This window comes from Paenibacillus silviterrae, from assembly GCF_030167925.1.
GTDB classification, from domain to species: Bacteria; Bacillota; Bacilli; order Paenibacillales; family NBRC-103111; genus Paenibacillus_G; species Paenibacillus_G silviterrae.
Window position 1 is genome coordinate 111,816 of sequence record NZ_JASKUT010000001.1, and the last position, 22,180, is coordinate 133,995.

At 53.9% G+C, this 22,180-nt stretch carries 21 protein-coding genes; 19 read left to right on the plus strand and 2 right to left on the minus strand.

Features of this window, described 5'->3' with window-relative positions:
• Positions 1-99: 99 nt before the first annotated feature.
• Positions 100-1,758: a phosphodiester glycosidase family protein gene (locus QMO62_RS00520; protein WP_284637865.1), complete on the minus strand. Its 1,659-nt coding sequence runs from the start codon at positions 1,756-1,758 to the stop codon at positions 100-102.
• Between the two features lie 215 nt (positions 1,759-1,973).
• On the opposite strand from QMO62_RS00520, the gene QMO62_RS00525 reads away from it, so the two are divergent.
• The 7 genes from QMO62_RS00525 to QMO62_RS00555 all read left to right on the plus strand — a co-directional run bounded on the left by QMO62_RS00525 (position 1,974) and on the right by QMO62_RS00555 (position 11,477).
• On the plus strand, positions 1,974-2,114 hold the full coding sequence (locus tag QMO62_RS00525; protein ID WP_284637867.1) for a hypothetical protein: 141 nt from the start codon (positions 1,974-1,976) through the stop codon (positions 2,112-2,114).
• The gene (locus QMO62_RS00530; RefSeq protein ID WP_284637868.1) at positions 2,111-2,980 is read left to right on the plus strand and encodes an RluA family pseudouridine synthase; all 870 of its coding nucleotides are present in this window, start codon (positions 2,111-2,113) and stop codon (positions 2,978-2,980) included. Before QMO62_RS00525 ends, QMO62_RS00530 begins: the two co-directional genes overlap by 4 nt.
• Before the next feature lie 103 nt (positions 2,981-3,083).
• Positions 3,084-4,151, plus strand: coding sequence for a LysM peptidoglycan-binding domain-containing protein (locus tag QMO62_RS00535; protein WP_284637870.1), 1,068 nt, complete (start codon positions 3,084-3,086; stop codon positions 4,149-4,151).
• 444 nt (positions 4,152-4,595) lie between these two features.
• The gene (locus QMO62_RS00540) at positions 4,596-7,262 is read left to right on the plus strand and encodes a valine--tRNA ligase (RefSeq protein ID WP_284637872.1); all 2,667 of its coding nucleotides are present in this window, start codon (positions 4,596-4,598) and stop codon (positions 7,260-7,262) included.
• A gap of 7 nt (positions 7,263-7,269) precedes the next feature.
• Positions 7,270-8,625 carry a bifunctional folylpolyglutamate synthase/dihydrofolate synthase gene (locus QMO62_RS00545; RefSeq protein WP_284637874.1) on the plus strand — a complete coding sequence of 452 codons (1,356 nt, stop codon included), beginning with the start codon at positions 7,270-7,272 and terminating at the stop codon, positions 8,623-8,625.
• 7 nt (positions 8,626-8,632) lie between these two features.
• Entirely contained in the window at positions 8,633-10,018 is a 1,386-nt protein-coding gene (murC, locus tag QMO62_RS00550; RefSeq protein ID WP_284637876.1) for a UDP-N-acetylmuramate--L-alanine ligase, read from the plus strand.
• Between the two features lie 145 nt (positions 10,019-10,163).
• Positions 10,164-11,477 (plus strand): SPOR domain-containing protein, encoded by a 1,314-nt coding sequence (locus QMO62_RS00555; protein ID WP_284637878.1) that lies wholly within the window; start codon positions 10,164-10,166, stop codon positions 11,475-11,477.
• Positions 11,478-11,580: 103 nt separating this feature from the next.
• Here the strand turns inward: QMO62_RS00555 and QMO62_RS00560 are convergent, their stop codons facing one another.
• Positions 11,581-12,864, minus strand: a complete 1,284-nt coding sequence (locus QMO62_RS00560) for an N-acetylmuramoyl-L-alanine amidase (RefSeq protein ID WP_284637880.1) — start codon at positions 12,862-12,864, stop codon at positions 11,581-11,583.
• Positions 12,865-13,034: 170 nt separating this feature from the next.
• Between QMO62_RS00560 and QMO62_RS00565 the strand changes: the two genes are divergently transcribed.
• The 12 genes from QMO62_RS00565 (at position 13,035) to QMO62_RS00620 (ending at position 22,172) form a co-directional block, all read left to right on the plus strand.
• On the plus strand, positions 13,035-13,277 hold the full coding sequence (locus QMO62_RS00565; RefSeq protein ID WP_284637882.1) for a DUF4321 domain-containing protein: 243 nt from the start codon (positions 13,035-13,037) through the stop codon (positions 13,275-13,277).
• 68 nt (positions 13,278-13,345) lie between these two features.
• Positions 13,346-13,948, plus strand: coding sequence for a Maf family protein (locus tag QMO62_RS00570; protein WP_284637884.1), 603 nt, complete (start codon positions 13,346-13,348; stop codon positions 13,946-13,948).
• A 55-nt stretch (positions 13,949-14,003) separates the two neighbouring features.
• Positions 14,004-14,693, plus strand: coding sequence for a RadC family protein (radC, locus tag QMO62_RS00575; RefSeq protein WP_284637885.1), 690 nt, complete (start codon positions 14,004-14,006; stop codon positions 14,691-14,693).
• Between the two features lie 43 nt (positions 14,694-14,736).
• Positions 14,737-15,771, plus strand: a complete 1,035-nt coding sequence (locus QMO62_RS00580; protein WP_284637887.1) for a rod shape-determining protein — start codon at positions 14,737-14,739, stop codon at positions 15,769-15,771.
• 67 nt (positions 15,772-15,838) lie between these two features.
• Positions 15,839-16,699, plus strand: coding sequence for a rod shape-determining protein MreC (gene mreC / locus QMO62_RS00585; protein ID WP_284637889.1), 861 nt, complete (start codon positions 15,839-15,841; stop codon positions 16,697-16,699).
• A 14-nt stretch (positions 16,700-16,713) separates the two neighbouring features.
• Complete coding sequence (gene mreD / locus QMO62_RS00590; protein ID WP_284637891.1) at positions 16,714-17,241, plus strand: rod shape-determining protein MreD; 528 nt, start codon at positions 16,714-16,716, stop codon at positions 17,239-17,241.
• A 69-nt stretch (positions 17,242-17,310) separates the two neighbouring features.
• Positions 17,311-17,961, plus strand: coding sequence for a septum site-determining protein MinC (locus tag QMO62_RS00595; protein ID WP_284637893.1), 651 nt, complete (start codon positions 17,311-17,313; stop codon positions 17,959-17,961).
• Between the two features lie 30 nt (positions 17,962-17,991).
• On the plus strand, positions 17,992-18,789 hold the full coding sequence (gene minD / locus QMO62_RS00600; RefSeq protein ID WP_284637895.1) for a septum site-determining protein MinD: 798 nt from the start codon (positions 17,992-17,994) through the stop codon (positions 18,787-18,789).
• A gap of 6 nt (positions 18,790-18,795) precedes the next feature.
• A complete protein-coding gene (locus QMO62_RS00605; protein ID WP_284637897.1) occupies positions 18,796-19,944 on the plus strand; it encodes an FtsW/RodA/SpoVE family cell cycle protein in 1,149 nt (382 codons plus the stop codon).
• A gap of 108 nt (positions 19,945-20,052) precedes the next feature.
• Entirely contained in the window at positions 20,053-20,304 is a 252-nt protein-coding gene (locus tag QMO62_RS00610; protein ID WP_284637899.1) for a hypothetical protein, read from the plus strand.
• Between the two features lie 130 nt (positions 20,305-20,434).
• The gene (locus QMO62_RS00615; protein ID WP_284637901.1) at positions 20,435-21,274 is read left to right on the plus strand and encodes a M23 family metallopeptidase; all 840 of its coding nucleotides are present in this window, start codon (positions 20,435-20,437) and stop codon (positions 21,272-21,274) included.
• Positions 21,261-22,172, plus strand: coding sequence for a M50 family metallopeptidase (locus QMO62_RS00620; protein ID WP_348651688.1), 912 nt, complete (start codon positions 21,261-21,263; stop codon positions 22,170-22,172). The genes QMO62_RS00615 and QMO62_RS00620 overlap by 14 nt, the downstream gene beginning before the upstream one ends.
• The last annotated feature ends 8 nt before the right edge of the window (positions 22,173-22,180 follow it).

The following is a 22,180-nucleotide window of genomic DNA, read 5'->3' on the forward strand; positions in this document are numbered from 1 at the left end:
TGCAGAAATGTGCTGTCCCGACCCGCATGTGAAAAGGGCGTATGATAACCGTTGGTTTAGGTCATCATACGCCCTTCCATAGAGCATCCTATGTAATTGTTATGGTGTTGTCTTCGTACCGGCAGCAGGTGTTGTCGTTGGTTGCTGCGTCGGTGTTGGGGCCGGACTGCTCTGCGCAGGCTGCTGCCCGGTTGTTGTCGGTGCTGTAGTACTCGGTGTCGATGTTGTCGGAGCCGGCTTCGTTCCCGTATCCGTCGCGGGCTTGGTTGGCGTCTGACTAGGAGCAGTGCCGCTCGTGGACCCCGTAACGGGGGCCGGAGCGGTTGTTCCTGACGTACTGCCTCCTGTCGCCGGAGCAGGAGTTACTGCCCCGGTTCCGGTACCGGTTGCGGGGGTTCCGGACCCTCCGCTCGCCGGTGGCGTTGTCGTGTTCGGAGCTGTAGGAGCAGTCTCCGTCGCCGGTTTCGGCTGCTCGCCGTTGCCAGTTGTCGGCGCCGGCGTTGGGGTCGGCGCAGGCTTGGTTGTCGTTTCCGTCGCTGGCTTGACCGTATCCGTCGGTGTCGGTGTCGTCTGTTTAGGCGTCTCCTGCTTCGGTGTTTCCGGTTTAGGCGTCGTTGCAGGAGTTGGATTTTGCTGCTGCTTCGCTTTCTTCTCCGCTTGCTCCTTTAGGAAGTCGGGATGATCGTGCGAGCCGCCGGCATCGATCTTATCTACACCGTCCCATGGCCGTGGAGCCTTAACGGCATCCGGGTTATCATAGACGAGGAAGGCGGAAGGAAGTCTGCGCTCTCCATAGCGGCTGGACGGCTTGGTGATCAGCTGGCCGTCCACCACAAGCTCGGAAGATGCTCCACCGTCGAGATTCCCTGCATTAATGACGCCCTCTTCCATAAAAATATCCTGCATTTCTTTCAGCGTAGCGCCGACAGAATGAGCTTGACGACCGTCGATGACGAGGAAAATAACGGTACCGTCCGCTTTTTGTCCGACAGCCGTTCGGGGACCGCGGCCCCAGCCGCCGTCGCCGCTCGTAATCTGCGGCTTGCCGTTGGCGATCAAGCGCGGCCAGAAGGACACCGCATCGGTTACGCCCATCTTCTCCAGCTCGAACATGTCATACTTACCGACAACGAGCAGCCCTTCGTTAGTAAAGCCGACAATGTGCTGTGGGATGCTTCCGTCCTGGTCGATGAAGACGATCTCTCCGCCGGACAGGATCGCTCCGATGGCGGCAAAACCGTTGCCAAGTCCCTCGGGATCATCGAAGCCGCCTCCGTTAACCCCGGCTACGGCGCCGGTACGTTTCACCATGGCGGAAATTTTCTCCCCCTCGCCGGATTTCACGGGGGTCATGACCCGAATCGTCTTCGGATCGTAAACCGTGAGCTTCTTACCCTTCCAGAATTGGCCGGAGATGTCTTCGACCTTAATCAGCTCGTCGATCGAACGCTTCTTGCGGTTGTCGTCCTTAATGTTGATCATGCCGAAGTTCTGCTTCTCGGCAGCGGCCGTCTCGTAAAACTCCTGCATCCGCTTGACCATCTCATCGCGCTCGGCTGCTCCAACGAAGATCCAGGCCCAACTGCGGTGCTGTGTCGAAATGACGGTCTCGGCCAGCTTCTGGCGGATGAAATTTCCCGGCCCGGTCAAGAACAGGAAGCTCGAGGTGAGGAAGGTGAGAATCGTGAAGGCGAGCAGGCTTCGCTTCAGCCAGCTCCATTGCGATATTTGGCGTATGGTTTGCAAGGCGGTATTCAATGGAACACACTCCTGTAGTTATCTATCGTTTAGTTTACGGAAACATTACAGTTTCTCTATGAACCTATCCCATAATTCTATCATATTTTGTCTAATTTTAATAGAGTGAGGCCTCTTGCAAGTCGTACCCTTTTTGGTAATGAAACCGATTGCTTTGTGAGCGCTCCTCCTTTTTGCTAAAATACGAAATAGCTAATGAGAGCGGAGGCTGAAGAATGCTGGAACGATATAGCTTTTATGGCGTTACGCTGGAATTGATCCTGGTCATGGGACTCTTCTTTGCGGTATTCGCCGTCATTATGGGGGGGACCTATTGGTATACGGTCCGAAAGCCCGATCAAGGTGATGAGACATGACGAGAAACGGACGGCGAAAAGGGGAATGGCTGGAGTGGTTGGCGGACCAGGAGATCAACGTTATAGAAGAACTGGAGCCGATGCTTCCGGTTCAGAGTCCTTATCTTCGCAAGCTGGAGCGGACGGGAGGTCTTTCCTTCAAGGGGAAGCGGGTTCGTCTTCGCTTGTTTCCGGAAGAGCCGCTACAATATATGCCCGAGTGGTCGGAGATAGACGTATTATATGAGGATGATTTTTGTCTGATCGCGGACAAGCGTGCCGGGATGAAGGTGCATCCGACGAAGACAGGAGAGACGGGAACGCTGCTCCAGGCGGTTGGTTGGCATGTTCAGGCAACCGGCGAAGCCTGCAGGCCGCGCCATATTCATCGGCTCGATGAGGACACGACGGGTCCGGTGCTTTTTGCCAAGTACGATTGGGCGCAGCTTCAGCTGGATGCGGCGATGCGGGAGAAGCGTATTGACCGTAGGTATGTTGCGATCGTGCATGGCGAGCTCCGGCAGGCGAAAGGCAGGATCGATGCCCCGATCGGAAGAGACCGGCATCACGCCACCCGGCGCCGCGTCTCGACGACCGGAGATCCGGCAGTGACGCACTATGAGCTCGTGGAGCGGCTGCAGGGGGCCAGTCTTGTCAGGCTGAAGCTGGAAACCGGCCGAACGCATCAAATCCGGGTACACCTGAGCCATTTGGGTCATCCTCTGATTGGAGATACGCTCTACGGCGGACGCAAGCAAGGACTTGAACGGCAGGCTCTGCACGGGGAGAAGCTAAGCTTTCCGCATCCTTGGACAGGACAACCTATGGAAACGGAAGCTCCGTGGCCCGCCGATTTTGACGCGCTGTACCGCTTTTTGAAAAAATAGTAGTCATGCTCCTCCCTCTAAAGCCATATAGATTGTAAAGACGATGACGCTCATGCTCTTTCTTTACACAAGAAAGGTAGCTATATGGAGGGAGGATATCAGCTTGACAAACGGACAAAGCGGTTTGCGATTCGATATTTATGAGAGAGTGCAATTGAACGAAGGTGTAGCTCCTATTCGTGAGCTGGAGGGTGTAGAGCTGACACCGCATATTCAGGTGATACCACAGGGGGAACAAGCTCTGCTAAGGGGCAATTTATTGCTTTCCGGCACCTACGTGGACGATCAGGAGCGTGGTGACCAAACACTGGAGCATTTGATACCTGTGGAGATTACATTGCCGCTTAGCCGCGTGCAGCGAGTAGAGGATATTTCCGTAGAAATCGAAAATTTCGATGTAGACCTGCTGTCATCCCGCAGCCTGAATATTACCGGCGTGCTTTCACTGAATGGCGTTGAGCTGGCGTCGGCTCCCGAGGAGAGCGAATGGAGGGAGCAGGAAGAAGAGGTCGTTTTCATTCACGAAGCGGCTGCCCCTGAGAAGCCTCAGCAGGAGATCGTCGCTCCTGCGGAGCCTGCGGCCAGAGAGCAGGAATCGGCGTTCTCCGCTTGGACAACACCTGCCGAGGTTCGCGAAGAATTCGTGCAGGAGGAAGCACCGGTTGGTGCGGAGGCACCGGAAGAAATTGCAGCGGACGATGTCATCGACGTGGGCGCAGAGGCGGAGGAGCTGGAAGAGGAGGAGGCCATAACGGTTGCGGCTGCTCCTGCACAGGATGAGAAGAAGGAGATGAAGATCGCCTTCGGCAGCAAGAACGGCACGGTTCCGCTGGATGTGCCTGCCTCAGCGCCTGCAACCTCCGGCAGCTTCGGTCTCACTACGCTGCTGAAAAAAGCAACGAGCGGCAATTTTGAGCCGCGCCAGCAGGAAAGCGCCGTCGCCGCACCTGAAGCGCCTGTAGAGAAGGTGGAATGGAAGAAGCTGCTCCTGAGCTCCATGAATGAAAATCAGGAGTTCCGCCGCGTACGGATGTATATCGTTCAGAAGGATGATACGCTGGAGACGATTGCCAAGCGATATGAGCTTAACCCGCGGGAGATCGCGCTGTTTAACCGTTTAGGGGACAGCGAGGTGTCCGCCGGACAAATCGTTTACATACCCAAATCGTAAAAAAAATCCCCGGCTGGCCGAAAACAGGCTTGGCCGGGGATTTTTTTGGCAATAATATCAGTGTACGAATATTGACTCTACAGGTAATGTTGTTTATCATATCTACAAGAATGAAATATTTGCTTAAAAACGTCGAAAGGGAATAGTAAGCCGTTGCCCCTTCAGAGAGCGGAAATGTTACGCTGAGAGTTTCCGCAGGATCAGGCACCTGCCCAAGTCGCCCCGGAGTTGCCCTATCGAATTCAGATTCATGCATGGCATGATGCTGATTAGAATCAGGCCGGCTGCAGCCGTTATCTGCTTAAGTGCCGTAGGATGACCGCTAACGCGGGTAGCGTTAGTTCATTGTACGGAATAAAGGTGGTACCACGGAAGATCAGCTTTCGTCCTTTGCGGCGAAGGCTTTTTTTGTTTTTAGAACGATTCGTATGGAGGTAGCTAGCAATGGAAGAAAAAACAACAACCGTTGGCACGACGATGCCAACGACCTATGACCCAAAGGAAGCGGAGCAGAAATGGTACGATTACTGGTTGAAGGGTGAATACTTCAAAGCAGGCCAGCGTAAGGATGCGAAGCCGTATACGATTGTTATTCCGCCGCCGAACGTAACGGGGATGCTGCATATCGGACATGCGCTGGATTGTACGCTTCAAGACATTATGATTCGCACCAAGCGGATGCAAGGATACGATGCCTTGTGGCTCCCTGGCTCGGACCACGCGGGAATCGCAACGCAGACGAGAGTGGAACAGAAGCTCCGTGAAGAAGGCGTAACCCGATATGACCTCGGTCGCGAGAAATTTCTGGAAAAGGTTTGGGAATGGAAGGAGCACTATGCGGATGCCATTCATGCCCAATGGGCGAAGATGGGCTTCTCGCTGGATTATTCGCGTGAGCGGTTTACATTGGATGAGGGACTGTCGAAGGCCGTTCGCGAGGTGTTTGTCCGTCAATACGAGAAAGGCCTCATTTATCGCGGCAACTATATAATCAACTGGGATCCGGCGGCACGGACGGCGCTTTCGGATATCGAGGTCGAATACAAAGAGGTTCAGGGCGCTCTCTACCATTTGAAGTACCCGGTGAAGGACAGCAATGAATTCATCGTAGTGGCTACGACGCGTCCGGAGACGATGCTGGGGGATACGGCCGTGGCTGTGCATCCTGAGGATGAGCGCTACAAGCACCTGATCGGCAAAACACTGGTGCTGCCGATCATCGGCCGGGAAATTCCGATTATCGGAGACGAGTACGTGGAGAAGGAGTTCGGCAGCGGCGCGGTCAAAATTACGCCGGCGCACGACCCGAACGATTTCGAGGTGGGCAAGCGCCACGATCTGCCTCAAGTGCTCGTAATGGACGAATCCGGTACAATGAACGCGAATGCGGGTAAATACCAAGGGATGGACCGCTTTGTCTGCCGCAAGCAGATTGTTGCCGATATGCAGGAATCCGGCGTACTGATCAAAATTGAGGAGCACGTGCATCAGGTAGGCCATAGCGAGCGGAGCGGCGCTGTCGTTGAGCCGTATTTATCGACGCAATGGTTCGTCAAGATGAAGCCTCTCGCAGAAAGAGCGGTAGAAGCTCAAAAGTCCGGCAACGGGGTGAATTTCGTACCGGAGCGTTTCGAGAGAACTTACCTGCATTGGATGGAAAATGTACGTGACTGGTGTATTTCCCGACAGCTCTGGTGGGGTCATCGCATTCCGGCATGGTATTGCTCGGATTGCGGAGAGACGACGGTTTCCCGTGAGGACGCAACGGCGTGCTCCCATTGCGGCGGAACCCATCTGCGCCAGGATGAGGATGTGCTGGATACCTGGTTCAGCTCGGCGCTGTGGCCGTTTTCTACACTCGGCTGGCCTGAGGAAACAGAAGATCTGAAGCGGTTCTACCCGACTAGCCTTCTGGTTACCGGTTATGACATCATCCCCTTCTGGGTATCCCGGATGATCTTCAGCGGTCTGGAGTTTACAGACCAAATTCCGTTCAAGGATACACTGATTCATGGTCTGGTTCGTGACAGCGAAGGACGCAAAATGTCGAAATCTCTTGGGAATGGCGTGGATCCGTTCGATGTTATCGAGAAGTATGGTGCGGACGCAATGCGTTTCATGCTATCGACGGGCTCCACTCCGGGTCAGGATCTCCGCTTCCGTTGGGAAAAGGTTGAGCAGGCGAGAAACTTTGCCAATAAAATTTGGAACGCTTCCCGCTTTGCCTTGATGAATCTGGGCGATTTCAAAGCATCGGATATCGATCTAAACGGACAGCTCGGCACGGCGGACCGCTGGATTTTGCATCGCTTGAATGAAACGGTTCGAGACGTTACTCGTTTGATCGATTCTTATGAGTTTGGCGAGACAGGGCGTTTGCTGTACAACTTCATCTGGGATGATCTTTGCGACTGGTATATCGAGTTCAGCAAACTTAGCTTGTACGGTACGGACGAAGCGGCCAAGAAGACTACGAAGTCTGTACTGGCCTATGTTCTCGACAGAACGCAGCGCTTGATCCACCCGTTTATGCCATTTATTTCCGAGGAAATATGGCAGCATTTGCCGCATGATGGCGAAACCATCACACTGGCATCGTGGCCGGTGTACGACTCGGCATTTGAAGCGCCTGAGGCGGTTCGCGAGATGGAGCTGCTGATGGACATTATTCGGAATGTGCGTAACATCCGTGCCGAAGTGAACGTACCGATGAGCAAAAAGATCGAGCTGCTCGTGAAGCCGTCCGGTGAGGATGTCGAAGCCATCCTGAAGCGGAATGAGGACTATGTACAGCGCTTCTGCAACACCTCTTTGCTGGAGATCGGCACGAATGTCGCTTCGCCGGATAAGGCGATGACCGGTATAGTGACAGGCGCTGAATTGTTCCTGCCGCTTGCCGGGTTGATCGACATTTCTCAAGAGGTGGCACGGCTGGAGAAGGAGCTTCAAACCCTTCACGGAGAAGTGGAGCGGATTGAGAAAAAGCTTGCGAATGCGGGCTTCGTAGCTAAGGCGCCTGCCAAGGTCATTGAAGAGGAAAAAGCGAAGCTGGCCGACTATGCCGACAAGCGCGACAAGGTCATCGCGCGGATCGCTGAGCTGAAAGGGTGAACCGGCCATGAGTCAGTTTGAATCGGCGAGGGAAGCCGTTGATTGGGTAACTCGCTTTATCCCTACAGTAGGCATTAAGCCGGGGCTAAAGCGGATGGAGCGTATCATGGAGCTGCTGGAGCATCCGGAACGGAGGCTGAAGTTCATTCATGTAGCCGGGACGAACGGGAAGGGCTCGGTATGCGCATATTTGACTGAGATTTTGAAAACGTGCGGTTATCATGTGGGGACGTTCACGTCCCCGTATATCGAGAAATATAACGAGCGTATCCGCATCAACGGCGAGAACATTTCGGATGAAGATTTGCTTGCTACCATTAACAAAATCAAGCCGGCTATCGATGCCGTTGCCGCGACCGAGCTTGGTCAGCCGTCCATGTTTGAAATTTCGACGGTCATCGCCATTGAATATTTTGCCCGTGAGGCGTGTCCTGATTACGTCGTCTGGGAGACCGGGCTGGGCGGGCGTTTGGACTCTACGAATATCGTAACACCGGTCATCTCCGTCATCACTAATATCGGTCACGATCACATGGATGTGCTCGGAGATTCTTTGGAGCAGATTGCTGCGGAGAAGGCGGGCATTATTAAATCGGGCGTGCCGGTCGTCAGTGCTGTGGAGCAGCCGGAAGTCATTCGGGTCATTGAGGAGACGGCGAAGGCGAAGAAAAGTACGCTGTACCTCCTAGGACGCGAATTCCATTTCGAGACGCTGAGTTCGAAAGAGAACGATCAACGCTTCCGGTTCCAAGGAACATTCCGGAATGTACCGGAATTAAGCATTTCCATGAATGGGGCGCATCAGCTGAAGAACGCTTCCGTAGCATTAATGACCATCGAGGTGCTGCGGCAGTATTACGCATTGATTGTGGAAGATGAGGATTTGCAGAAGGCGATGAAAGAGGCCTTCTGGCCGGGGCGGCTGGAGCTGGTGTCGAGGGAGCCGCGCACCCTAATCGACGGCGCTCATAACCCTGAAGGGGCCGAGGTGCTGGCCGGCGCGCTGAAGGACACGTTTTCCTACACAAAACTCCATTTTATGATGGGCATGCTGGGGAATAAGAATCATACAGGCTATTTCCGGCATATACTACCAATAGTGGATACACTTATCCTTACCGAGCCGGATTGGCATAAGAAGGCACAGGCTGCCGAACTCGCCGGGCTGGCCAGGACGCTGCTTGCGGAGATCGGTCGCACCGATGTGGAAGTGATCGTGGAACCCGACTGGAAAACGGCGCTTGAGCTTCTGAAACGTCGTACGGCACAGGACGACCTGGCCGTCGTTTCCGGCACGTTATATTTGATAGGGGATGTTCGATCCTGGATCAACCATCAAACCGATTCTGAAAAAGGCTGGTGAGAGCGGCGTGAATACAGCAGAGCACATCCATTTTATCGGCATCGGCGGCTATGGCATGAGTGCCATTGCCAAGGTCATGCTGGAAATGGGCTACCAAGTTTCGGGATCCGATTTGGCGCAGCAGGAACTGACGGAAAAGCTGGTCGCCAAGGGGGCGCAGGTGTTCATCGGACACGAGGCGCAAAATGTGAAAGGAGCCGACGTGGTCGTTTATTCAACCGCATTGTCTAAGGACAATGTAGAGATGGTCGCGGCGGAGGAGCTGAATATCCCGATTCTGCACCGTTCACAGATGCTCGCCAGGCTGATGAATGCGAAGAAGGGAATCGCCGTTGCGGGAGCGCACGGGAAAACTACGACATCCTCGATGATCGCCTTGGTGCTGGAGAAAACGGGGACGGACCCGACCTTCATTATCGGCGGCGAAATTATGAATGTCGGAAGCAATGCCAAAGCGGGTAAAGGCGATTGGGTCGTAGCGGAGGCCGATGAAAGCGACGGTTCTTTCCTGCAGTATCAGCCTTTGATCGCTCTAGTGAATAATATTGAAGCGGATCATCTGGAAAACTATGACGGAAGCTTTGAAAATTTGAAAAAAGCGTACGCTCAGTTTTTAAGCCAGGTTAAGGAAGACGGCAAAGCCGTTGTCTGCAAGGACGATGCGTTTTTGCAGGAGATGATTCCTCAAATCAAAAGCGAAGTGATAACGTACGGAATCGATACCGATGCCGACGTCATCGCCCGTAATATTGAGCTGGGCGACCGGAAGGTTGCCTTCGAGGTTGTTCGTAACGGCACGCCGCTGGGTACCATCCAATTGTCGGTGCCGGGCCGGCACAATGTTTATAATGCCATGGCTACCTTGATCACGTGCATGGAAGCGGGACTCACCTTCCAGCAGGTGGCGGATGCGATAACGGATTTCCGCGGCGCCAAACGCCGCTTTCAGGTGCTTGGCGAGGTGGATGACATTCTGGTCATCGACGATTACGCTCACCATCCGACGGAGATCGAAGCGACCATTCAAGCGGCCAAGGCGACAGGAAAGCGCATTATCGCCGTGTTCCAGCCTCAGCGCTATACGCGGACGTACTTCCTGTTCGAGCAGTTCAGCCGGGCGTTCCCGGATGCGGATGAAGTCATTATCACGGACATTTACTCTCCGGCGGGAGAAAAGCAAATCGAGGGCATTACCTCGGCGAAGCTGGTCGAATTGATCCGGCAGAACAGCAACACCAATGTGAGCTACATTCCGACCAAGGAAGAGGTTCAATCGTATTTGCTTCGTCATGTGCAAAGCGGAGACCTTGTTATTACCATGGGGGCCGGGGATATATGGAAAGCGGCGCATGGGCTTGCTCATGCGTTGGAGGAACGGAACGCACCCAACTAATATGCTTCTAAATGCCTTCTTCAGGTAGACCCATGGGGTTGCTGGGGAAGGCATTTTTTGTTTTTTCTCTCCCGGGAGAAGTTCTATTTGTAGGACAACTCTCATAGTCTAGTAACACAAGAACGGACAAGGGAGAGTTGAGGCAATGAACAACGCTAAGATGACATTTCGATTCGATCACCCGAAGGGCAAGCCGGAAAAGCGAAGGGAAACGGCGCAGGAGGCTAAGATCATTCCGCTCCACGTGGAGGAGTATCAGGTGCATGAAGAACGTGCAGAGCGAGTTGAGTATGCGGAGAACAAAAGCTCGGTGCCCGCGAATCGGGATTTTATCGACGCGCAGACGCTGAATCAATATACGAGCGATTTCGGCGGGTGGCAAAGCTCGTTCGATGCCGAAACCCAGCGCATTGAGCAAATGATACGCAAATCAGGGGGCGCCGTCTCCCGAGAGCCCGGCCATACGGACCGCCGCGAGCATCCTCTGGGGGATGAGCCGCTGCGTGATCACCGGTGGTACGAGCCGGAGGAGCCGGCACCTTATACAAGGCGTACCGGCGGCTCTTGGCTGAAGGTGACGGCATCGGTAGCCGGCGCGGTCGTGACGGGAGTAGCCTTTGGATTTTTCGTGCTCTCCATGTTCTCCGAGAACGGAGGGCAAAATCCGCTGAAGCCGCTGGACGGCGTAGTCGTGAATCAGCAGAAGGATCCGAAGGCGGCAGGAGCGGGCACGACGAATGATGGGGCCGGTGGGGCAGCGGCGGGGCAGGGAACGGGAACCCAGACATCCGCACCCGTAGCTGCGGCGTCAAGCTCGACGGCTACCGCGAGCGTCATTTTGGCCGCCAAATCGTATGCGCTGCTCCAGGGCGGCGTCTTCAGCACAGCGCAGAGCGCGGAGACCGCCCAGGCCGACTTCCGGAAGAAGGGATTAAACGCCGTTAGCGAAGCGGGGGAGAAATATCCGGTCTATGTAGGGGTTGCGATGAACAAAGAGGAAGCGAAAGGATTGACCGCGCATCTGCAAACAAAGGATGTGCCGGTCGTCGTAAAGAGCTACGAGATCCCCGGTGCGACGAAAATCCGTTGGAACGGCAAGCAAACGGAAGTGTTCCAAAACTACATGTCCCAAGGGGATAAGCTGGTGCAGCTGATTCTCGGCCAAACGCTCCTGCATGCGACCGAGGCTAAACCGACGCCGCTGGATGAGAAGGCCCTGCAATCCATCAAGTCTGCGCATCAGGCATGGTCCGGTTCCGTCTCAGCCGTAAGCGACGGCTTGGGTGAGGCTGGAAAGACCGCGCTGCCGAAGATGAACAGCGCATTGAATACGGCGGTGAATTCGTTAGACGAGTATAAGAAGAACCCGTCGAATGCTATGATGTGGCAAGCTCAAGCTTCGCTTATGCAGTATATCGTAGCGGAGAAGGAACTGCTGAAATCGATCACGGTACAGTAAATCAAAAAAACCTCCAGGAGCCTCAAGCCTTAGGGCTTGGTCCTGGAGGTTTTTAGTTTTTATATTCGGTCATGTGACAATAGCAGCTCGTGAAGCTGCGGCGCTACTTCGCGCCGGCCTGCTTCCGGCTCTGCACATAGCGGTCGAGCAGCGCCGCGGCCTCGGCCCGCGTCATGGTCTTCTCCGGCATAAACCGCGTCGCGGTTACGCCGTCGACCCAGCCGGCCGCCTTCAGGCCGGCAACAGCCTGTGCCGCCCAGTGCCCGCGCGGCACATCCTCGAACGGCTGCGCTCCCGCGGCAGCCGAACCCCCCGCCAGCGGCCCCGCGAGCCGCTGGAGCATGGCGGCCACCTCGGCCCGGGTCACGGGCCGGTCGGGCCGCAGCGTGCCGTCGGCGTAGCCCTCCAGCACGCCGGCCTTCACCGCCTTGTCCAAGGCGGCGAAGGCCCAATGCCCCGCGTTCACGTCCTTGAACGCGGAGGCTCCGGCGCTGCACGAGGCGGCATCGCCGTACACCTGGCCGGCTACCGTCGCGCCGGCCGAAGAGCCTGTCCCGCAGCCGGCCGGCAGCGGGAACAACCGCCCCAGCAGCGTCATCCATTCCGCGCGGGTCAGCACACGGTTCGGCTCGTATTTCTTGCCGACCCCTTCCACGATACCCTGCTCCTTCAGACGCAGGATGGCTTCACGGGCCCAATGTCCCTTCGTGTCCGGGAACACATAGCTTGGATCATCGGGCGGCAAGTACGCCTCGATCCCTTTAGCGATCGCTTCCGCCATCTGGTCACGTACCTCCGGAGTCGCCAGCAGCGCCGCATCGGAGGCATTGGAGAGGAAGGCCGTCTCTACCAGGATGCTGGGAATGGTACCCATACGAACAACATACACGGCGCTTGGGAGCAAGCCGCGATTTTCCGTCCCTACGGACTCGACGAACGCATCCAGCACCTTCTGCGCGGCATCGCGGCTTTGAGGAGTGAGCTGTTTCATCTCCTCGCTGGCCGGGTAACTCTCTTGAGGGTAAGCATCATCGTAGTACAGCACCATCGTGCCGCGGACATTCGAGCTGGGATAGGAATTTGCATGAATGGACACGAACAGGTCCGCATTCTGGGCATTCGTGAATTCAACCCGTTCCTTAAGCGATAGAAACACATCCGTATCGCGGGACATGACCACCTCGTAGCCCCGGCTGACAAGCAGATCCCGCAGCTTCATCGATATATCGTAATTTACTGTTTTTTCCTGCAGTCCGTTCACACCAATCGCACCCGGATCATACCCCCCGTGACCGGCGTCCACTACGATCTTCGCAGCGTCCGCAGACATGGGCGATGTCAGTAAGCTCAGCGACAGCAAGGCGCTCAGCATCCATGATTTCCGCATGTGTGGCATCACTCCTTCCGTTTCATTTTACTTGCTTGCAAGACTCCTGTAAGCAGGTAAGATTGTCCAAGACAATCTCCCAAACATTGCCGCCGATATGCTAAAATGAGAGAATCATCTACCCGATGACCGGGGACGTTTGCAACATCATAGAAAGAGGTATCCTATTCATGAAAAAGAATACTTTTACACTTCTCCTCCTGCTGATTATCGGTCTGGTGGCCGGCACCTTGCTTGGACAATTGCTGGCCCCCGTTCCGGGAGTAGCCTTCCTAACCAAGACAGTGGATTTATCGTGGGAGCCGAAGGCCGATCTGCTGGTGATCAAGTATGATTTGACCTTGCACATCCGTCTTAGCCTGATCAGCATTGCAGGGCTGGCGGCGGGCTTCTGGCTGTACCGGAAGCTGTAGAGCCTGATTGTACATAAACCCTAGAGAACGGGTATCATTCGACAATATTCGAAACGAGGTTTCATTTTATGACGACGAAAACGTTAATTTTGGCATCCTCCTCGCCGCGTCGGCAGGAGTTGATCCGATCCTTGCATTTGCCTTATGAAATTATCGTAAGCGATGTGAATGAGGACACGGAGCCGGGTCTGTCTCCGGAGCAAATTGTCGAGCAATTGTCCCGACGCAAAGCGGAAGCGGTCTACGAACGTTGTAAGAGGGAAAAGGACAGCATTCGACAAGGCATCGTGATCGGCTCGGACACGATTGTCGTTTTGGACGGAGAAGTGCTGGGCAAGCCTGCGGATGAGGAGGATTCTTTCCGCATGCTGCAATCGCTGCAAGGACGACCGCATCAGGTGTTCAGCGGGGTTGCCTGCATCGATCTGGCTACGGGAGAGCAGCTTGTATCCCATCAGCGAACGAACGTGTATATGAAACCGTTGACGGAAGAGCAGATCCGAAGATACATAAGCACGGGAGAGCCGAAGGACAAGGCCGGCTCCTATGCGATTCAAGGGCTTGGGGCCACGATCGTGGAACGGATTGAAGGGGATTATTTCAATGTCGTAGGACTCCCGATGTCGCTGCTGAGCGATTTGCTCGGCCGTCTGGGCGTTACTGTCATTTAAAGGCTCGGCATGCTATAATGGATGCTCAGCCATTTTTAACGAAAGAGGGGAATGCATGGAATCGCACAATATGACATTGCGCGATGTCCCAAACGAAGAACGACCTAGAGAACGCATGATACAGTATGGGGCTGCGGCATTAAACAATGCGGAATTACTCGCCATTTTGCTGAGGACGGGTACGATTCAGGAATCGGCCGTTCACCTGGGCCAGCGCCTGCTTGCCCAATCCGGAGGCTTGCGAAGCCTGTCGGATTTGAGTCTTCAACAGCTGATGGAAATCAAAGGGATCGGAGCTACCAAGGCGCTCCAGATTATGGCCGGCATTGAGCTCGGACGGCGCATGGCGCGAACGACCCTGGAGGAAACCGTGACGATTCGTTCACCGCAGGATGTAGCCAAGCTTCTCATGGAGGAGCTTCGTTATCTGAACAAAGAGCATTTCGTTTGTTTGTTTTTGAACACGAAGAATCACGTCATCGGGCAGGAAACGCTGTCCATGGGAAGCCTGAACGCTTCGATCGTGCATCCTCGTGAGGTATTCCGCGCCGCGATTAAACGAAGCAGCGCTTCCATCGTATGCGCGCATAATCACCCAAGCGGAGATCCTACGCCAAGCCAGGAGGACATTCAGCTGACAAGGCGGCTTGTAGAAGCCGGGGAGGTCATCGGGATCGATGTGCTGGATCATATCGTTATCGGCGATCACAAATTTGTGAGTTTGAAGGAACTTGGTTTGATGTAATATAATAGTACAATGGTAACGGTTAGAAGGGAGCAATCACCTCATGTTCGGTGGGTTTACCAAAGACCTGGGCATTGACCTGGGAACTGCGAATACATTAGTTTACGTTAAAGGAAAAGGAATCGTCGTACGGGAGCCGTCCGTTGTTGCGATTCGTACGGATACAAAGACGATTGAAGCGGTCGGTGACGACGCGAAGAAAATGATCGGCCGTACGCCGGGTAACATTCGCGCCGTTCGTCCGATGAAGGACGGCGTTATCGCCGATTTCGATACGACGGCTACGATGATTAAATATTTCATCAGACAGGCCCAGAAGCAGCGTTGGATGTTTCAGCGCCATCCCAGCGTGATGGTATGCGTGCCTTCGGGTATTACGGCTGTAGAGAAGCGCGCCGTGGAGGATGCTACAAGACAAGCGGGTGCGCGTGATGCGTTCACGATTGAAGAGCCTTTCGCGGCTGCAATCGGCGCAGACCTTCCCGTATGGGAGCCGACAGGCAGTATGGTCGTTGACATCGGCGGGGGCACCACCGAGGTGGCGGTCATTTCCCTCGGCGGGATCGTAACCAGCCGTTCCATTCGTGTGGCCGGAGATGAAATGGACGAAGCGATCACTCAATACATTAAGCGCACATATAATCTGATGATCGGGGAGCGAACCGCGGAGCAGATCAAGCTTGAGATCGGTTCGGCACTGACGATGGATCCGGCGATCAAGTTCGAGATTCGCGGACGGGATCTGGTCAGCGGCTTGCCGAAGACCATGTCCATCACCTCGGACGAAATTACCGAGGCGCTTGCCGATACGGTCAACAGCATCGTCGAAGCGGTTAAAGTGACGCTGGAGAAATGTCCTCCCGAGCTTTCGGCGGATATTATGGATCGCGGCATTGTACTTACCGGCGGCGGCGGTCTGCTGCGCAATCTGGATAAGCTGCTTTCCCGCGAGACGGGAATGCCGGTGCTTGTCGCGGACAATCCGCTGGATTGCGTTGCGATCGGCACAGGACGCGCCCTGGAGAATATTCACCTGTTCAGAACAAGATCCGGTCCTACAAGCAAGTCCAAACGATAAGGTAACAGAATGCAGGGAAGCAAGCGAACAAGGTTTGCTTCCCTCTTTTCGCGGGAAGGTGTAAGGATTGAAACTGCTGGGGAACAAGAGGCTGCTCATATTGATGCTCGGCCTAATTTTATTTATAACGATTATGGGGCTGACCTTCGGCAACCGGCAGTACATGAGCTGGCCGGAGAAGTTTCTGAAGGACACGGTAGCCTGGACGCAAGGTCTGCTGTATAAACCCGCTGGTTATATAGCGGGTTTCTTTGAGGACATCCGCACGCTGGGTACGATTCACGAAGAGAATAAAGCGCTCAAGCAGACACTGACCAAGTATGCTCGGGATACGGCGCGGCTGAACGATCTGGAACAGCAGAACAAACGTTTGCAGGAGGCGCTTAACTTTACGGAGCGTCAGAAGCAGGCCAATAATTATCGTTTCCGTATTGCCGAGGTGTTGTCCTACAATCCGGACCAGCTGAACAATACGATCACGATCAATCTTGGCGAGCTTGACAACATCAAGCCGAATATGGCGGTTATGTCCGTAGAAGGGCTTGTCGGCCGCGTCGTTCGCGTGTCCGCGTTCTCCTCGGACGTGCAGCTGCTTGTGGGCATTGATGACACGGCTGCCTCCGAATCGAAGGCGATTTCCGTTACGGTGAAGGGCAAGGAAGAATCGTTCGGGGTTATCGAATATTTTGACAAGAATGAGACGCAGTTTCTGGTTATGTCCCGGATTGACCCGAATGATAAGCTCGCGGTCGGGGATACGATCATTACGTCCGGACGGGGACTTCTGTTCCCGCAAGGAATCGAAGTCGGCAAGGTAATGGAACGAAAAGAAGGCAAATTCGGTATCGCTCATGAGGCTTACATTCAACCGTTCGCCAGAATGGATCGCCTTCGCGAAGTGTTTGTCGTTGAAGTGCCGGAAGGCTGAGGTGGGGTGATCAGATGAGCCGCATATGGATTTATATTGGTCTTGCCGTCACCTTTCTTCTGGAGGGCACTTTGCTGCAGTGGCTGGTGCCTTCTGCTTGGCGCTCTCAGATTTATGTTTCACCGCACTTTTTACTAGTACTTATTTTGTATATCGGACTTTATATGAACCGGCATACGGCACTGATCTATGGGCTTGTCATCGGCTTGCTCCAGGACTTTATCTATTACTCGCCCATGCTGGGACCTATTTCGTTCAGTATGGGTCTAACCGGCTATTTAGCCGGTCTGATGTACGGCAGAGTATATTCCAGCATCGTGGTAAGCATGATGGTGATGGCTCTCGGCAACATGGCGTATGATTCGATCATTTATATGCTGTACCGTTTGTTCCGGGTTACCCATGTGGACCTCCAGTGGGTGTTTTTGCATCAGATTTTGCCAAGCATGCTGATCAATTTGCTGTTTGCCCTCGCCATCTACGTACCCATCCGCAAATACTTCGAGAGCCTGCCGCTTCGGTCCTCCGAGCAAACCGAATAATTTTTGCTTTCAAGCAGGAGAACGGCGACAGAAAGCCGAATTGTATACGCTTAGGGGGTAGGAGCGTTTATGTCGGCAGTCAAGCATCATGTGACGATCAAGGGCGTGAAGGACGGCCTGGTGTTTCTTTTGGACGATACGTGTGAGTTTGCGGAGATCATCTCGGAGCTTCAGCATAAGCTTGAGAAGACGCATCAGCAGATTTTAACCGGACCCATTATCCATGTGCACGTCAAGCTCGGCAACAGATCCGCCACAGAGGAGCAGAAGGAACAAATCCGCAGCATCATTAGTCAGAAGGGCAACCTGCTGATTCAATCGATCGAATCTCAGGATCCGGCGCATACGATTGCGCAGCCGGATTTTACCAATGTTAAGATCGTGCGCGGCATTGTAAGATCAGGACAAACGCTTGTGCATGAGGGGAACCTTCTTTTCTTAGGCGATGTGAACCCGGGGGGGGCCATCCTCAGCACAGGCAGCATATATATTATGGGTTCCCTGCGCGGGATGGCCCATGCAGGTGTAGACGGCGACGAGCATTCGATCATTGCCGCCTCCCACTTACGGCCGACCCAGCTGCGAATCGGAGGCGTCATCAGCCGGCCTCCGGACGAGTGGGGCTCCGGCGAAGCTTATGAGGCTTACATGGAGTATGCCTATGTCAAGGAAGGCAAGATGGAGATTGACAAGATCCATCAGCTGCACAAGCTCATATAAATCAAAACACAGCAATAGAGGAGTGAAACCATGGGAGAGGCAATAGTAATCACTTCAGGCAAGGGCGGTGTAGGGAAAACGACCACGTCGGCCAATATCGGAACAGCCTTGGCTCTGCAAGGGAAGAAGGTCGTCATGGTGGATACGGATATCGGCTTGCGCAATCTTGACGTGGTCATGGGACTCGAGAACCGAATCATCTATGATCTCATCGACGTGGCTGAGGGCAGATGCCGGCTCGGTCAGGCGCTGGTGAAGGATAAGCGTTTCGATGAGCTGTACATGCTGCCCGCGGCACAGACGAAGGACAAGAACGACATATCGCCGGATGCCGTTCGGCAAATTATCCTTGATCTGAAGAAAGATTTCGAATTTGTTATCATTGACTGTCCTGCAGGCATCGAACAGGGCTTTAAGAATGCGATTTCGGGTGCGGATAAAGCGATTGTCGTAACAACGCCGGAGAACGCGGCCGTTCGTGATGCAGACCGCATCATCGGGCTGCTGGAGAAGCAAGAGGGCATCGAATCACCGAAGCTGGTCATCAACCGGATTCGCGCGAACATGGTGAAGAAGGGTGAAATGCTGGATATCGATGAGATCTGCAGCGTACTGGCCATTGATCTGCTCGGAATCGTTCCGGATGACGAATACGTCATTAAGGCGGCTAACACCGGTGAGCCGACCGTGATGAATCCGAATTCCCGCGCCGCGATCGCTTATCGCAATATCGCACGACGCATTTTGGGCGATTCGGTACCGCTCCTGCCGATGGAAGAGAAGGCGGGCATGCTGCATAAGCTCAAAAAGTTCATCGGGATAGGATGACGCAAGGTGCTGCACAAGTTTAAAAAGTTTGACCTTTCGATCTTCGTCATCCTCGTTTTGTTTATGGTGTTCAGTACGTTTCTCGTATACAGCGCCACCCTGCACGATCCCAAAATCGAATTTAATCTCGAGAAGACGATCATTATTTACGTCCTTTCGCTAATTGCGTTTTTTGCGGCTTGTCTGTTTGATTACCGGATGCTCGTGAAAGCCTCGCCGTATCTTTATATTACCGGCGTTATCCTGCTGGTGGCCGTGTGGAAGTTCGGGATTGAGCGCTACGGTGCCAGAGGCTGGTTCAGCCTTCCCGGAGGACTTGATTTTCAGCCGGTAGAGCTGTTTAAGCTGATTCTTATTATTACTTTGGCCGCCTACATCTCAAGAAGGAAAGGCGAAGCCCTTGAGCTGCTGAGGGACGTCATTCCGATCGGCGTCATTGTGCTGATCCCCTTCCTTCTCGTTGTCATTCAGCCCGACCTCGGAAACGCGATTATTTTCATTTCGATTCTTGTAGGAATGTACTGGATCGGGAATGTGAGGCTGATCTACGTTCTCAGCGGGATAGTGATCGTCGTAGGCGGGCTGTATTTGTTCCTCTACCTGTTCCAAACGTATCACGACCCGATTACGGCCTACTTTGAATCGAAGAAGCTCGGACACTGGGTAGAGCGGATCAATACGTTCGTCAATCCGGATGAAGCTTCCATGGACTCTAAATGGCAGGTCATGAACTCGATGAGAGCTATCGGTTCCGGAGGCTTGACGGGTGAGGGGTATCTTGCCGGGACGTCGATTCACAGCAACTTTATTCCGGTTGCCTATACGGATGCAATTTTTGTCGTAGTGGGTGAGGAATTTGGTTTTGTCGGCGCCTCTCTGCTGCTCTTGATGTATTTCGTGCTGATCTACCGGATGATTCTCATCTCGATTTACTCTAACAACTACAGCGGCTCGTATATTATTATCGGGATTGTGTCTATGCTGGTGTTCCAGATTTTCGAAAATGTCGGCATGATGATCGGTATTATGCCGCTGACCGGAATCACCCTTCCGTTCATCAGCTACGGCGGAACGTCACTTTTAATCAACATGCTGGCCATGGGACTTGTTATGAGCATTCGAATGCACGATGACGTTCCTTTGGAGGAAGCGTAATGTTACAGTCGGAATCTGCGGATTCCGGCTTTTTTCGTTTGTCGGGGATGGTTGTGCGGTAAATCGGATCAATTGGGGTACGCTACCTGTAATGGAGGTGATAGGCTTATGTCCTACGGATGTCCTGTATGCAACGGGCTGGAGGAGCTGAGCTTCCCGTGCGAACAGTGCCGGGAAGCTTTGGACGACCAAGGCAGATTGTCCGATTTTTATGATCCTTATTCTCCCTACCGGCCGATAGACGACATCAAGCTGACGAACGGCTATGAGGATCTCAGTACGCATCAATGCATTCATTTGGGTCGATGCAGCCATTGCCATAGAAGCTACACCTTAGCGGTACAGGAGCAGCAGCTGTAAGCGGAGAGAGGCCTCGGATTTCCATACGAAACTCGCGGGACAAGGACTAAATGGGCGTACAAGCTCATAAAATGAACTAAACAAGCCTTGTCTTAAGAAGAATCGTAGTTCGGGGGAGGAGCCGCTGGCCATGAGCAGCAAAAATAGCAGAATTCGCGAACGCCGTTATGATCGTATTCGCCAAGTGATGGAAGGGCATGCAGATATTTTGCCTCCGCACCGAGAGATACCAAAGTCCGGACGGCCGGAGGAGGTACCTCTGGTGCTGGATCCCGAGGTGGAATGGAACCGCAAGTGGGAACGCGACTGGCAGGAATATCGACGATATGGGGAGGATCCTCCGAGAGACGACCGATGGGTACCCGGAAAAAGCCGGATACGGCTCCATCTTGTGCTTAGCGGGGTTCTGTTCGCGATGGTTTGGGGAATATTTCAGGTGGACCACCCGTTGGCGGAGAAAGGGCGCAGCTATGTCAGAGCGGCACTGACCCAGTCGATGGACTTGAATGGTGTTGCCGCTTGGTATGACAAGACCTTTGGAGGTAGTCCGTCGTTCTTGCCTGCAATGAACCCGCTCAAGCATCAGGAAGCCGAGAAGGTGGCGGTCACCGCCAAGCATTACTTTCCGCCCGTTCAAGGGAAAGTAACCGGTATGTTTCAACCGGATCGGGAGGGAATCGTGCTCGAGGCGAAAGCAGGCAGTCCGGTGTCGGCGCTGGATACGGGCCGGGTCAGCTTTGCCGGTACACGGGAGGGCAGCGGTTATACCGTCATTCTTCAACACAGCGGCAAGATGAAGTCCGTTTACGGTAACTTGGAGCCGGGCGCCGTTCAAGTAGGCGACTGGATCAAAGGGGGGGAAACCGTAGGCGTAATGGCGAAATCCAATGGAGCTGCTGCAGGGCTGTTTTTTGCGGTTTCGAAAAACGATAAATATGTGAACCCGGCGGACGTGGTTGCGCTTGATTAAGCGGGCGGCACAAATATGGCAGGATTGGTTCGGTGTAAAATACCGGTTTCATCCGCTGTTTTCCATCATGATGCTTATTTCCGTTTTGACAGGGTATTTCGTCGAAATGGCCACCTTATTCGTTATCGTGTTCATTCACGAATTGGGACATGTTGCCGCGGCCAAGCAGTTCGGGTGGCGAGTCAAGGAAGTGAAGCTGCTTCCCTTCGGAGGTGTCGCTGTCGTGGATGAGCTGGCCAGTGTGCCGGTAAGGGAAGATGTCATCGTTGCACTTTCGGGCCCTTTGCAGAATGTTTGGATGACCCTCCTTGCTTATCCGCTCACCGTATATGGCATTATCCCGGCGGAGTGGGGACTTTATTTCATGGAAGCGAATATTTTGATCGCCCTCTTCAATCTGATCCCTGTCATGCCGCTGGATGGAGGGAAAATTCTTCAGGCGCTGCTCAGCTCCTGGCTGCCGTATCAGCGTACGATTCGCGCGGCAGCCTGGATCGGTCTCTTGTTTAGCTTAGGCATGATCGTTGCTGCATTTCTTCATCTGCTCTGGGGTAGCGGAGGAATTCAATTGAATTTTTTGATGATCGGATTATTCCTGTTTTTCTCCAATTGGTATGATTTGCGCGGAACCCCGTTTCACTTTATGCGGTTTCTGGTGCACCGGGAGGCTTTATTCCGCCGATTGCTGCACAAGGGAACGCTTGCCCAGCCCATTGTGGTAGGGGGAAGACGAAGGGTGAGCGACATTGTCCGCATGTTCATGAGAGAAAAATATCACTTGATCTATTTGCTCGACGAGTATGGAATGATACGCAAAGTCATTCCGGAACAGCGGGTTTTGGAGACGTATTTTGACGAAACCAAGCGAGGAAGCCCTATGGAGGAGCTGTTTCTTTAGTTGCACTG

Coding starts and splice junctions, on each gene's coding strand:
- QMO62_RS00560 (WP_284637880.1), bottom strand. CDS start 12,864: ATGCGGAAATCATGGATGCTGAGCGCCTTGCTGTCGCTGAGCTTACTG.
- radC (WP_284637885.1), top strand. CDS start 14,004: ATGGAATCGCACAATATGACATTGCGCGATGTCCCAAACGAAGAACGA.
- QMO62_RS00565 (WP_284637882.1), top strand. CDS start 13,035: ATGAAAAAGAATACTTTTACACTTCTCCTCCTGCTGATTATCGGTCTG.
- QMO62_RS00530 (WP_284637868.1), top strand. CDS start 2,111: ATGACGAGAAACGGACGGCGAAAAGGGGAATGGCTGGAGTGGTTGGCG.
- QMO62_RS00555 (WP_284637878.1), top strand. CDS start 10,164: ATGAACAACGCTAAGATGACATTTCGATTCGATCACCCGAAGGGCAAG.
- QMO62_RS00615 (WP_284637901.1), top strand. CDS start 20,435: ATGAGCAGCAAAAATAGCAGAATTCGCGAACGCCGTTATGATCGTATT.
- QMO62_RS00570 (WP_284637884.1), top strand. CDS start 13,346: ATGACGACGAAAACGTTAATTTTGGCATCCTCCTCGCCGCGTCGGCAG.
- QMO62_RS00525 (WP_284637867.1), top strand. CDS start 1,974: ATGCTGGAACGATATAGCTTTTATGGCGTTACGCTGGAATTGATCCTG.
- QMO62_RS00545 (WP_284637874.1), top strand. CDS start 7,270: ATGAGTCAGTTTGAATCGGCGAGGGAAGCCGTTGATTGGGTAACTCGC.
- minD (WP_284637895.1), top strand. CDS start 17,992: ATGGGAGAGGCAATAGTAATCACTTCAGGCAAGGGCGGTGTAGGGAAA.
- QMO62_RS00595 (WP_284637893.1), top strand. CDS start 17,311: ATGTCGGCAGTCAAGCATCATGTGACGATCAAGGGCGTGAAGGACGGC.
- mreD (WP_284637891.1), top strand. CDS start 16,714: ATGAGCCGCATATGGATTTATATTGGTCTTGCCGTCACCTTTCTTCTG.
- QMO62_RS00610 (WP_284637899.1), top strand. CDS start 20,053: ATGTCCTACGGATGTCCTGTATGCAACGGGCTGGAGGAGCTGAGCTTC.
- QMO62_RS00580 (WP_284637887.1), top strand. CDS start 14,737: ATGTTCGGTGGGTTTACCAAAGACCTGGGCATTGACCTGGGAACTGCG.
- QMO62_RS00540 (WP_284637872.1), top strand. CDS start 4,596: ATGGAAGAAAAAACAACAACCGTTGGCACGACGATGCCAACGACCTAT.